The organism is Stenotrophomonas sp. YJH_SMC_81, assembly GCF_059370875.1.
On record NZ_JCAFUB010000001.1, the window covers coordinates 425,661 to 438,686 of the forward strand.

The 13,026-nt window shown below is 67.6% G+C and carries 8 protein-coding genes and 1 tRNA gene; 4 read left to right on the forward strand and 5 right to left on the reverse strand.

Annotated elements, in window-relative coordinates; all coding sequences use genetic code 11:
* Positions 1-34: 34 nt before the first annotated feature.
* Genes AC5P8U_RS01995 through AC5P8U_RS02005 form a run of 3 tightly spaced genes read right to left on the reverse strand, consistent with a single transcriptional unit; the run spans position 35 to position 6,011 of the window.
* Positions 35-3,892, reverse strand: coding sequence for a YhdP family protein (locus AC5P8U_RS01995; RefSeq protein ID WP_227836923.1), 3,858 nt, complete (start codon positions 3,890-3,892; stop codon positions 35-37).
* A 30-nt stretch (positions 3,893-3,922) separates the two neighbouring features.
* Entirely contained in the window at positions 3,923-5,410 is a 1,488-nt protein-coding gene (gene rng / locus AC5P8U_RS02000; protein WP_005418079.1) for a ribonuclease G, read from the reverse strand.
* The gene (locus AC5P8U_RS02005) at positions 5,403-6,011 is read right to left on the reverse strand and encodes a Maf family nucleotide pyrophosphatase (RefSeq protein WP_072168530.1); all 609 of its coding nucleotides are present in this window, start codon (positions 6,009-6,011) and stop codon (positions 5,403-5,405) included. The genes rng and AC5P8U_RS02005 overlap by 8 nt, the downstream gene beginning before the upstream one ends.
* Positions 6,012-6,141: 130 nt before the next feature.
* Between AC5P8U_RS02005 and AC5P8U_RS02010 the strand changes: the two genes are divergently transcribed.
* The 4 genes from AC5P8U_RS02010 to arcD all read left to right on the forward strand — a co-directional run bounded on the left by AC5P8U_RS02010 (position 6,142) and on the right by arcD (position 12,316).
* Complete coding sequence (locus AC5P8U_RS02010; RefSeq protein WP_072168531.1) at positions 6,142-6,879, forward strand: SIMPL domain-containing protein; 738 nt, start codon at positions 6,142-6,144, stop codon at positions 6,877-6,879.
* Between the two features lie 215 nt (positions 6,880-7,094).
* Positions 7,095-7,745 (forward strand): energy transducer TonB, encoded by a 651-nt coding sequence (locus AC5P8U_RS02015; protein ID WP_072168532.1) that lies wholly within the window; start codon positions 7,095-7,097, stop codon positions 7,743-7,745.
* 195 nt (positions 7,746-7,940) lie between these two features.
* Positions 7,941-10,730, forward strand: coding sequence for a TonB-dependent receptor (locus tag AC5P8U_RS02020; protein ID WP_495213851.1), 2,790 nt, complete (start codon positions 7,941-7,943; stop codon positions 10,728-10,730).
* A gap of 164 nt (positions 10,731-10,894) precedes the next feature.
* Positions 10,895-12,316, forward strand: a complete 1,422-nt coding sequence (gene arcD / locus AC5P8U_RS02025) for an arginine-ornithine antiporter (RefSeq protein WP_072168533.1) — start codon at positions 10,895-10,897, stop codon at positions 12,314-12,316.
* Positions 12,317-12,417: 101 nt separating this feature from the next.
* Here the strand turns inward: arcD and AC5P8U_RS02030 are convergent.
* Together AC5P8U_RS02030 and rlmH are read right to left on the reverse strand one after the other, a co-directional pair.
* Positions 12,418-12,494 (reverse strand) — tRNA-Asn (locus AC5P8U_RS02030).
* A gap of 22 nt (positions 12,495-12,516) precedes the next feature.
* A complete protein-coding gene (gene rlmH / locus AC5P8U_RS02035) occupies positions 12,517-12,987 on the reverse strand; it encodes a 23S rRNA (pseudouridine(1915)-N(3))-methyltransferase RlmH (protein WP_005418108.1) in 471 nt (156 codons plus the stop codon).
* Positions 12,988-13,026: the final 39 nt, after the last annotated feature.

A 13,026-nucleotide genomic window follows, 5' to 3' on the forward strand; every position in this document is an offset into this window, starting at 1 on the left:
CGCTCAGGCAAGCCCCGTGAACAGGGAACCGCGCTCAGCGCGAGCGCGGCAGGTCGGTGACGGTCGGCGGAATGGCCGGTGCAGACGCCGGCTCGGGCGGTGATGGGGTCTTGTCGCGGCTGCGCTCGATCACTTCCACCTTAGGTTCCTTCCATGGACCGGTCACCTTGTAGGTTCGGGCGCCAATCTCGCCCAGCGGCTTGGACAATACCGCATTGGTGGCCGCGCCCAGCGCGGCCCCCACCGGGCCGCCGGCCACCGCACCGACCACGGTCAGCAGGTTGCCCGCGCGCGGGTTGACGTCGATGGTCTGGTCGAACCGCTGGTTGCGCAGGTCGGCCTGGCCACGGATGGTGATGTTGGCCGCCGGGCCTTCGATCAGCACCTTGTCGGTGCGCGCCATGCCCTGGCCGAACTGCATGCTGCCGTCGATCTGGTTGAACGCGAAGCCCTTGGAGAAGAAGTCGCGGAAGTCGAACATCAGGCGCCGCGGCAGCTGCGCGACGCTGAGCAGGCCCAGCACGCGGCCGGCGCCTGGCTCCAGCTCCAGCAGCTGGCCATTGCGCGCGTGCAGGTCGAGGCTGCCCTGCAGATTGCCCAGCTGGAAGTCCGACGGGCCTCCGCTCCACGAGGCCTGCAACTGCGCCTGGCCGGAACCGCCGCGCAACTGGCCACCGTAATCAAGATTCTGCATCAACCCACCCAGATCCTCACTGCGCACCTGTGCGGTCAACTCGGTACGGGCACCGCCGGTCCGGCCCAGCCAGCGACCGCTGATGTCGATCTCCTGGTCCGGCGCACGGAAACGCAGCTCATCCACGTTCAGGCCGTTGGCCAGCGGCCGCGTGCGCAGCACCGCCTGGCCCAGCACCACCTTGCCGAACTTCAGGTCGGCAATGTCCAGCGCGAACGGCGGCAGCTTGGCCGGGTCCATGTCGTTGGCACCGGCCTGTACCCGCGCCGGTGCAGCCGGCGCACCCGGTGCCGCCGGCAGTGACTGCCAGTGCACGCGGTCAAGCTGGCCACTGATCGTGCCACCGTCCGCATTGGGGACGGTCAGGCGTCCGGCCAGCGACGGGCCGTCCAGGCGCACATCCAGTGCCTGTGGACCCGGGTGCAGCTGCAGCCGGGTCTGCTCGAACACGCCGCCGATCAGCTTCAACTGGCCGACCTGGACGTCCACCGCTCGCAGCGGCATCGCATCGTCGTCACCGCCGCCCCGCGCCAGGCCGATCCACTCCAGCGCATCCAGGGTCGCGCTGCGGCCATTGACCGTCAGCCCGCTCGGCGGCGGCTCACGATCAACATGATCACTGCCCAACATGACCTGCACGCCGGTCTGGTTGTTGTGGCTGCGTGCGGCCAGGGCCAGGCGCTGGCCGAAGGCCACATCGATGCGGCCGGCGCCCATCGGCAACTGCGCGGCCACCGTGGTCGCCAGCGCTTCGGCGGCCGGCTTGTCCAGCGGTGCCGGCAGGTCCAGCCGCGTGCCGACCAGATCCGAACTCAACCGCAGTTCACTCGGCGGCGCGGGCGCCCCCGGGGCCACCTTGGGCAGGTTGACCGCGATGGTCCACGCTGAAGTGCCGGTGATGTAGGGCTTGAGCCAGGCCATTTCCGGTGCGCGGTCGATCAGTACGCCCGCATCAAGATGCGCCGTCAGCTTCGATTCGAAGGCCTGCGTGCTGTCCTGCACGTAGCCGCCAGCGCGCAGGCTCAGGCGGCCATCCTGGCCGAGGTGGCGCACCGCCAGTTCGTCGGCGCCGAAGCCGCCATTGCTGTAGCGCGCCTGCCCTCGCATGTTGTCGAAGGCCAGCTGGAAGCGCTTGTCGACCAGCTTCACGCCGGTCAAGTCGACCGTCCCCTGCAGATGACCACCGCCTTCATCGTGGTGCAGCGGCTGCAGCAGATCGAAAGTCACATGTGCCGGACCACTGGCGACCAGGTTGTCCAGGGTATCGCCATAGTCCTTGTGCAACGGGCTCTGGCGCAGCATCGCCAGCAGCTTGCCGGCCTCGCTCGGCGCGTCGGCGCGCACGTACAGCGGCTGGTGGCCGAAGTCCGGAATGCCGGCTTCGAATTTCTGCACCGCCACGCCCGCCAGGTCGCCACGTCCACGCATCTCGAAGCCGGGGCCGATGAAGGCGATGTCGGCATCGACCTGGCGCATCAGCGGCCAATCGTGCTGGAAGCGGATGTCTCCATTGCTGATGTGGCCGGTGGCCTCGAAGCGGCCATCGTTGTTGTCGAACGGCCAGTCGTCCAGGTCACCGGTGACCAGGCCGACACCGCCACGCACCTGGCCGCCGGCCAGTGCCATGTCCAGCCAGTCGGTGGCGCCCTTGCTCATCTTGGAGTGGATCCAGAAGCGCTTGGCTGCCGTCATCGGCACGTCGTCCAGCTTGGCGGCCAGCTGCAGCCACGGCCGCGTGCCGTCGCCCTGGAACCAGACGCCGCCGCGCACGTCGGCCGCGTAGTCGGTGCCCTCCACGCGCATCGCCGGCGTTCCGATCCGCCAACCGCCGCCCTCGTCGCGCCACCCCACGATCTGTCCGGCCAGATGCAGGTCATGCCGCACGCCAAAGCCGGTCGGCCAATCGAACTGCAGCTGCCGTTGCGGCTGCAGCTGCAGGCTGAAGCCATCGGCATCGCCTTCGAAACGCCCCCCGAGGCCGCGCAGGCCCGGAGAATTGCCGACGCTGGCAAAGCCCAGCGACTGCAGTTCGCCCTGTGCCCGCAACGGGCCATCACGCTCGCCGGCCAACTGCAATCGGCGCATCTCCAACTGCGGCCTGGACAGGAACAGCCAGCGCCGCAGTCCCGGTTCAAGGAGATTGCTCAGGGCCAGCCCTCGCAGCGCGGTGCCGGCCTGCACCGCACCGGCGTTCACCCGCAGCTGCTTGCCGATCTGCAGCTGCAGGCCATCGAGCTGCTGTGCGCCATCTTCGGTCTTCAGGCGCAGGCGCGGCACCTGCAACGCCCAGCCATCGGCCTGGCGCTGCCAGCGCAGGCGGGCCTGCAGCCGCTGCAGCTGCAGCTGCGGCGCTGCCACGCCGGGCATCGGTGCACCGTCGACGCGCACGTCCCGCAGGTCCGAATCGGTGGTCAGTGCGACCGGCGCGAAATCACGCAGGGTCAGCCACAGGTTCAGCTCGCCCTTGCCCTCGCGGAGGCGCACGCCGCCGGCCGCCAGCAAGGGCGACCAGGCATGGAAATCGACCGGGTCGGCGCCGAGCCAGGCCTGGCCGTTGCCGCGCGCACGGTCCACGTCCAGTACCGCCGTCAGCGGCAGCGCTTGCGCATCGGCCCAGGCGCGTACACCCACGCGCAGGCGATCACCATTGACCCGCATGCGCAGGTCGATGCGCGGCAGCGTGGTGTCGATGCCGATCCCCGGCGCGTGCACGCCCAGGCGGCCGCCGATCACCTGCAGCTCGCCGAGCCGGCGCAACGCATCCAGCGGATCCCCCCCGTTGTCGGATTGCGGCAGCCCGCGCACCGACCAGCGTCCGTCTTCGCCCTGCTGCAGGTCCAGGGCCAGGCCACGCAGGCGCAGTTCGGTCAGCGAGCGCCCGGGCAGCAGCCCGCTGTACATCGATACCAGCACCTCGGCCTCGCCGATCGCCAGGCCCTGCCCGGCACCGATGCGCAGGCCCTTCAGCTGCAGCAGCGGGCCACGACGGGTCCAGGTCGTCCGCAGCTGGTCAAAACGCACCGGCTGGCCAGCCCGCTCGCTCAGCCAGGCAGCGATCCTGTCGGGATGACGCTCGGCCAGCGGCAGCAGTTGGCTGAAGGTGCCCACCAGCAGTGCAAGCCCGACCAGGCCCACCGCACAGGCGGCAATGAAATGACGGCGGATCCTTCGCAGTCGCAGGCGCGGCGGCGCGCTCATCGGCCACCGCCGGCCTGCAGCCGGCGAGGATCAGAGCAGAACAACATCGAATTGCTCCTGCAGGTACTGCTCGTCCGCCTGGAAGCGGATGCTCTTGCCGAGAAATTCCTCCAGCTCAGCCACCGCCGAGGATTCCTCATCGGTGATGCGCGCGACCACCTTGGTCGACGCGATGACCAGCAGCCGCGCGGCATCAAACTGGCGCACGGCGCGGGTGATCTCGCGGAAGATCTCGTAGGTCACCGTCTCGGTGGTCTTGATGCTGCCGCGGCCGCTGCACTGCGGGCAGGTTTCCGACAGCTGGCGCTCCAGGCTTTCGACCGTGCGCTTGCGGGTCATTTCCACCAGGCCCAGCGGCGAGAAGTCGTACACCGTGGTCTTGGCATGGTCGCGGGCCAGCGCCTTTTCCAGCGTGCGCAGCACCTGGCGGCGATGCTCTGCATCATCCATATCGATGAAGTCGATGATGATGATGCCGCCCAGGTTGCGCAGCCGCAGCTGACGCGCCACTGCCTGCGCCGCTTCCAGGTTGGTGCGGAACACCGTCTCTTCCAGGTTGCGCTGGCCGAGGAACGAACCGGTATTGACGTCGATGGTGGTCATCGCCTCGGTCTGGTCGATCACCAGGTAGCCACCGGACTTGAGCGGCACCTGCTTGTCCAGCGCGCGGCCGATCTCGTCTTCCACGCCGAACATGTCGAAGATCGGGCGGTCGCCGGAATACAGCTCCAGCTTTTCGGCCAGCACCGGCATGTACTTGGCGACGAAGGCCTGCAACTGGCCGAACGTCTCCTTCGAGTCCACCTTCACCTTGTCCACGTCCTTGCGGATCAGGTCGCGCACGGACCGCAGCGGCAGGCTCAGGTCTTCATAGATGATGCTGCACGACGGCGCCTCGCGGCCGCGGCGCTCGACCACGTTCCACACGCGCGACAGGTAGGCGATGTCCTCGGCGATGGCCTCGGCCGGCTGCCCTTCGGCGTTGGTCCGCACGATGTAGCCGTAGCCACCGTGCTGGGCCGACAGTTCGGTCACCAGCGCCTTCAGGCGGGCGCGCTCGGTTTCGTCTTCGATGCGCGCCGACACGCCCACCACCTTGGACTGCGGCAGCAGCACCATGTAGCGCGAGGGAATGCTGATCTGCGTGGTCAGGCGCGCGCCCTTGGTGCCGATCGGGTCCTTCACCACCTGCACCACGATGTCCTGGCCGTCACGCAGCAGCTCGACGATCGGCACGCTGGCCGGCGGCGGCAGGGTGGTATTCTCGGTGTCGGCGCTGGCCACCGGCGCCGGCCGCACCACGTCGTTGGCGTGCAGGAACGCCGCGCGCTCCAGGCCGACTTCGACGAAGGCGGCCTGCATGCCGGGCATGACCCGCTGCACCTTGCCCTTGTAGATGTTGCCGACCACGCCACGGCGCCAACCGCGCTCGATGTGAAGTTCCTGCAGCATGCCGTTTTCGATCACCGCGACACGGGTCTCGCGCGGGGTCACATTGACCAGGATTTCCTCAGACATCGGCAGCCTCCCTGGCGGCATCGGCAGTGGGGACCGGCACGCCACAGCGCGCCAGCAGACGATCGGTATGCAGCAGCGGCAGCCCCATCACGCCGGAGTAGCTGCCGGAAAGGTGTTCGATCCAGCGTTCGGCCCCACCCTGGATGGCGTAGGCGCCGGCCTTGTCCAGCGGCTCGCCGGTGGCGACATAGGCGGCGATGTCGGCGGCATCGATCGGGGCGAAGGTCACTTCGGAAATGACCAGCTCGCTGTCCAGGCCGCCCGCGCCGACCACCACCACGGCGGTCATCACCTGGTGGGTGCGCCCGGCCAGCCGCGCCAGCATCGCCCGCGCGTCAGCGGCATCGACCGGCTTGCCGAAGACCTCGCCGTCCAGGACCACCTCGGTATCCGAACCAAGCACCCGCGCCTGCCGGTCGTCGGCCAGCACCCGGGCCAGCCCGGCGCGCGCCTTGTCGGCGGCGACCCGGCATACATACTGTTCGGCGCTTTCAGTGGCCGCGCGCTGCTCGACGACCTCCAGGTCAAGGGCCTGGAAGGGGCGTCCGAGTCGGGCCAGCAGCTGGTTGCGTCGGGGGGAGCGGGAAGCAAGATAGAGCATCGGCACAGCATAACCTGACGCCGCCACCTGAATCGTCGGCAACCCGTTACGGAACGCGTACAACCCCGAACAGGCTCACAGCGCGTTCATCGCTACGACACCACCCTCACCGGCACAACAAGGAGATCCCATGCGCCTGACCGCCACCCCGCTGCTGCTTGCCCTGTCCCTCGCCCTTGGAACCTCGATGACTGCTCATGCCGCTCCGTCGTCGCCGTCGATCGCCGCCGCGGCCGAAGGCACCCTGCTGAACATCTCGGCCAACGCCGACGCCACCCGCGTGCCGGACGTCGCCACCCTGTCGGCCGGTGTGGTCACCCAGGCTGCCGACGGCAACAGCGCCATGCGCCAGAACGCCCAGCAGATGGACAAGGTGCTGGCCGCGATCAAGGCCGCCGGCATCGCCGAGCGCGACGTGCAGACCAGCGGCGTCAGCCTCAACCCGCAGTACCGCTATGCCGACAATGAGGCACCGAAGATCACCGGCTACCAGGCCAGCAACACGGTCAGCCTGAAGGTCCGCGACATCGCCAAGCTCGGCAAGGTGCTCGACGCGCTGGCCGCGCAGGGGGCCAACCAGATCAACGGTCCGCAGTTTGAGATCGACCAGCCCGAACCGGTCTATGACGAAGCCCGCCTGGCCGCCCTGAAGAAGGCCCAGGCCCGCGCCCAGACCTATGCCAGATCGCTGGGCCTGCAGGTGCGCCGCATCGTCAGCATCTCTGAAAACAGCAACGGCGGTTTCCGCCCGATGCCGATGATGCGCACCATGGCCGCCGGCGCGGCGATGGACAAGGCTACCCCGGTCGCACCGGGTGAATCGACCGTCTCGGTCAACCTGGACGTGGTGTTCGAACTGGGCCGCTGATCGCGCCCGGCACGGCCGACACAGGCGGGTCCCGCAGGGGCCCGCCTTTTTCGTGTATTCCGGCGGCGTTGGCTGAAGGCCAGCCCAACGCGCATGCCCCTGCCTCTAGGCAGTGGCCGCCATGCCGCGCTACTGATGGACTGCCAGCCGCGCGCGGCAACCCCGCCACGGACCCTGGTGCGTTGAGGACTTCGTCACTGGCATGGAGGTGGACCATGGTTCGTACCTATCCCGTTGCATCCCCGCACTTCGACCCCGCCCGCGTAGCCGCCTGGAGTGCAGCGATCGCCCTGCACCTGCTGGCCTTCCTGTTGCTGCTCATCCCTGCGACCTACCAGGCCGTGCAGGCCCCGCGTGAAAAGACGCCGGTCCGGCTGATCGAGAAGATCCCGCCACCGCCGGCGCCGCCGGTTCCGGTCCCGCCAAAAGAGATCGTCCAGGTGGTACCGAAGCCGCGGACGCAGCCGGTGGTACCGCCACTGCCCGCACCCACCGCGACCGTGGAAGAGACCCAGGGCATCGCATTGCCGGCCGCCGAACCGGCTCCGCCGCAATTGGCGCCCAGCATCGACACCTCCACCCCGTTGGCCGGCGCCCAGCTGCAGTACCGCAGCGCTCCGCCGCCGACCTATCCGATCCAGTCCCTGCGCAACCACGAACAGGGCACGGTGCTGTTGCGGGTGGAAGTGGACACCCGTGGCCAGCCGGTCGCGGTCAGCGTCGAGCGCAGCAGCGGCTCGCGCAACCTGGACCAGGCCGCCCGCCAGCAGGTGCTCAAGCACTGGCGCTTCGAGCCTGCCCAGCGTGACGGCGTGGCGGTTCCGGCCATCGGCATGGTGCCGGTGCAGTTCTCGCTGCCGGACTGAGCGTCCCACCGGCCCGGCCCCGCGCCGGGCCGGCCCCTGCCACTGCCCGACAAATGCGGACATGCCCGGGCCAAGCGTTACTGATTAAGCAAAAATTCACGTCTTCGTCACCTGCTGGAAACCTAGATTGGCGCGTCCCGGTATCGATCCGGCGACAGCCCTCAACGCTACGGTTTTCCAGTTAGGAGAGAAGCTGTGAAACACCCGATCCAACGGCCCGCCAGCCGCCGCCGCACCACCCTGGCATCGTCCATCACCCATATCCTTGCTGGCAGCACCCTGCTGCTGGTCGGCGCCGTGGCTTCTTCCTCAGCCTTTGCACAGGAGCAGGCCACCAACCTCGACCGCATCACGGTCACCGGCTCCAACATCCCGCGCACCAACACCGAGACACCGTCGCCGGTGCAGGTGGTGACCCGCCAGGAAATCGACCGCACCGGCAAGACCACGGTCGCCGAGTACCTGCAGACCCTGACCGCCGACGGCGCAGGCTCCATTCCCAAGACCTTCGGCAACGGCTTCGCCGGTGGCGGCGCCGGCATCTCGCTGCGCGGCCTGGGCGCCGGCTCGACGCTGGTGCTGTTGAACGGCCGCCGCATGGCCACCTACGGCCTGGCCGATGACGGCCAGAAGGTCTTCACCGACCTCAGCACCATCCCGCTCGATGCCGTCGAGCGCGTGGAAGTGCTCAAGGACGGCGCCTCGGCGATCTATGGCTCCGACGCCATCGCCGGCGTCGTCAACATCATCCTGCGCAGCGACTTCCAAGGCGCCATCCTGCGCGGTTCCTACGGCATTTCCGGTGACGGCGATGGCGACGCGAAGAAGGCGACCCTCACTGCCGGCACCGGCGACCTGTCCAGCGATGGCTGGAATGCGTTCTTCAGCCTGGACGTCGGCAAGACCGACGCGATCAAGATCAGCGACCGCAAGAACCGCAAGTGGATCGGCACCGGCGATATCCGGCGCTGGGGTTACGACGCTGCAGACGCGCAGTTCCTGGGCGGTGCCTACCTGTCGGGCGGTACCGCCGGCGGCGTGGGTCCCAATGGCTCGGTGTTCGATGCCACCGGCCATCTGGTTGCCCTGCCGGGCTGCGCCGGGCTGACCACGATTCCCGGGCAGAGTGACGCGACCGCGCAGGCCCAGGGTTGCCTGTGGGATCCGGCGCAGCAGTACCGCGACCTGAGCCCGGAAGAGAAGTACGTGAACGTGTTCGGCCGCGCCAGCTTCGCGTTTGGTGAAGGCGGCGAGGTCTATACCGAGATCGGTTACTCGAAGAAGGAAACGATCTTCAGCAATACGCCATCCGGCGTATCCGGCGGCTGGGGCTACCCTGGCGGCCCGGTCAACGCCAACAGCGGTGCCGGTGCGACCCAGCTGTATGCAGGTCATCCGGACAACCCGCTGCCCACCGCGGCCCGCCTGCGTTACAGCGCGTGGGACGTGGGCCCGCGCGTGACCGACAATACCAATGAGTTCAACCGCTTCCTGGTGGGTGTCAAGGGCAACTGGGGCGACTGGAGCTACGACACCGCCTACCTGCATTCCGGCACCGACCTGGTCAACAAGCGCACGGGTTTCCTGCGTTATGACGCAGTACGCTGCGTGCTGGGCAATCCGGCCTGCCCCTATGGCACCTGGCGCATCGGCGACAATGCCTCGCAGACGCCGCAGTCGGTCTACGATGCCATCAGCCCGACCATCAGCGCGCATGCCAAGTCGAGCCTGGACATGTTCGACTTCACCATCTCGCGCAGCCTGATGGATCTCAAGGGCGGTCCGCTGGGCCTGGCCTTCGGTACGGAGTGGCGCAAGACGAGCAACAGCCTGACGCCGCAGACCTTCACCGATATCGGCCAGATCATCGGCCTGGGCTACTCGGCCTACGACGGCACGCAGAATGTGTATGCCGGCTACGCCGAACTGTCCGCACCGGTGCTGGAGCAGTTGGAGCTGAGCGCTGCGGTCCGCTACGACAAGTACGAAAGCGGCGAAGGCAAGGCCACGCCGAAGCTGGGCGTGAAGTGGACCCCGGCCGACTGGATCGCACTGCGCGCCAGCTACGCTGAAGGCTTCCGTGCGCCGAACCCGGCCGAGAACGGTGACGGTGGCCTGGCCGCTTTCTCCAACGCCCGCGATCCGGTGCGTTGCGCCATCGACCCGGCCAACGAATGCACCGCGCGCTCAGTGGCGATCATCACGCGGCCGAACAAGGACCTGAAGCCGGAAGAGTCCAAGAGCTACTCGGTGGGCATCGTGCTGCAGCCAACCTCGACCACCTCGCTGACTGTGGATGCGTGGGAAATCAAGCGCACCAACGAAATCGCGCAGGGCAGCACGGCCGACGCCATCGCCGCGGGCAACGTTCTCCGCGATGCCAACAACATCGGCGGAGTCGCCAACAGCGGCACCATCCTGGCCGTCAATACCGCCTACGTGAATGCCAACTCCTCGCGCGTCCGCGGTATCGACACCGACATCCGCCAGACCTTCGACATCGGCCCGGGCCAGCTGGAAATGGACCTGCAGTGGAGCCACGTGCTCAAGTTCGAGCGCACCGAGGGTGATACCACCGTCGACTATGTGGGCACCCACGGCAACTGCGACGTGACCAACTGCATCGGCACGCCGAAGGACCGCATCAACTTCGGCACCACCTGGAAGCAGGGCCCGTGGAGCATCAGCGGCGTGGCCAACTACATCAGCAAGCTGGAGAACAAGGACCGCCGCGGCGGTGACTACCTGGCCTTCTATGAAGACGGCGAGCCGGTAGAGAAGATCTCCTCGTTCACCACCTTCGATCTGTCCGGCCGCTGGAACATCACCGAAGCCTTCGAGCTGAACGCTTCGGTGCAGAACGTGTTCGACCGCATCGCGCCGCTCGACCCGAGCACTTACGGTGCAGTCAATTACAACCCGCTGCACTTCAGTGGTGCGATTGGCCGCTACTTCACTGTCGGCGCCAAGTACACGTTCAAATAATCCCGCTGCTGTGTTTGCTTCGAAGGCCCGGGCTGTTGCCCGGGCCTTCGTCGTTTCCTGGCTGTTCGTTGTCCATGCCGGCTCCCGCACACCCGGCCTTGCAGCCATGTTCACGAGTACATGGCTAGGGTGTGCTCGCGGCATCCGGGCCGCAGGGGATCTCAATGGCCACGACATCGCAACGCCTCGGCCTGCCGGCGTTGACTGCACTGGTAGTCGGCTCGATGGTCGGCGCCGGCATCTTCTCATTGCCGCAGAACGTTGCCCGCAGTGCCGGCCCGGCCGCCGCGATGATCGGCTGGGCGCTGAGCGGTGCGGGCATGCTGATGCTGGCCTTCGTGTTCCAGGCCCTGGCCAACCGCCGTCCGGACCTGGACACCGGCATCTACGCATATGCACGCGAAGGCTTCGGCAACTACATCGGCTTCTCCGCGGCGTGGGGCTACTGGGTCGCTTCGGTACTGGGCAATGCCAGCTTCTTCGTGCTGATCTTCAGCGGCCTGGGCCATTTCATGCCGGTGTTCGGCGAAGGCAACACGCCAGCCGCCGTGGCCGCTTCGTCCGTACTGTTGTGGACCGTCCACCTGCTGGTGCTGCGCGGCCTGCGCACAGCAGCCATCGTCAACGGCCTGGTGACAGTGGCCAAGCTGCTGCCCATCGCACTGTTCCTGGTGCTGGCCGCCGGCGCGTTCCGCATGGAGGTGTTCCGCGCCGACTTCTTCGGCACGCCTGCGCTCGGCGACCTCGGCCAGCAACTGCGCGGCATGATGCTGGTCACCGTGTGGGTGTTCATCGGCATCGAAGGCGCCAGCATCTATTCGCGGCGAGCCGCGCGCCGTGCCGACGTCGGCCGTGCCACGGTGATCGGTTTCCTGGGGGTCTGGCTGCTGCTGGTCCTGGTCAGCCTGCTGTCGATGGGCGTGCTGTCGCAGGCCGAACTGGCCGGGCTGCCCAACCCGTCGATGGCCTACGTGCTGCGCGCCATCGTCGGCGAATGGGGCGCGACGGTGATCATCGCCGGTTCGATCATTTCGGTGCTGGGCGCGCTGCTGGCCTGGGTGCTGCTGTGTGCCGAAGTGCTGTATGCCGCCGCTGGCGACGGCACGATGCCCGCCTTCCTGGGACGCGAGAATGCGCGTGGCGTGCCGGCCAATGCATTGTGGTTGAGCAACGGGCTGATCCAGCTGTTCCTGCTGCTGGTGCTGTTCAATGCGGGCAGCTACACCGGCCTGGTGCTGCTGGCCGCATCGATGAGCCTGGTGCCCTACTTCCTGTCCACCGCGTTCGGCGTGCAACTGGCCTGGCGCGGGCAGTCCTACGCGGGTGAGCCACGCGAGCGCTGGCGCGATTTCGTCGTCGCGCTGCTGGCCAGCGCCTACGCGCTGTGGCTGGTGTATGCCGGCGGCCTGAACAACCTGCTGCTGTCGGTGCTGCTGTACGTGCCCGGCGTTGTTCTGTTTGCGCAGACCCGGCGCCAGCGCGGCGAGCCGGTTTTCACGCGCTGGGAGTGGGCGCTGTTCGGCGCGATCCTGGCAGTAGCGATCGCCACGCTGGCAGCGTTCTGGAAGGGCCGGATCACGCTGTAGCGCCGAGCGCGTGCCCGGCTTGGAGGATGCAGCCGAGCATGGGCTCGCCGCCACAACACGGCAAAAAAAAACCTGCATCTCGCGATGCAGGTTTTGCAAGGTGGCGCCCGAAGTTGGACTCGAACCAACGACCCCCTGATTAACAGTCAAGTGCTCTAACCGGCTGAGCTATTCGGGCAGACGACTAGTATAACCACTCTTCACGCGCGATGGTAGGGGTGATTGGCAATCATTGCGGCAGCCCGATACAGCTGCTCGGCCACCACCAGACGCACCAGCATGTGCGGCAGCGTCAGCGGTCCGATCGACCACTTTTCGTCGGCCAGCGCGGAGACCTCTGGCGAATGCCCTTCCGGGCCACCGATCAGGAACGCCAGGTCCCGGCCCTGCCCGCGCCAATGCTCCAGGCGCTGCGCCAGCTGCTCGGAACTCAACTGCCGCCCCGGCACGTCCAGTGCCACCACGTAAGCGTTCTTCGGCAGCGCGGCGATGACCCGCTTGCCTTCATCCTCGGTGGCACGGCGCGGATCGCGCCCCTTGCCGCGCAGGCCGGGTTCGATTTCCACCAGCTCGAACGGCAGCCAATGCGACAGCCGCTTCTGGTATTCGGCGAACCCCTGCGCGACCCAGCTGGGCGCGCGTTCACCGGTGGCGATCAGGCGGGCTTTCATCAACGGTCCTCCAAAACGTCGACGGCGCCATCGGCGCCG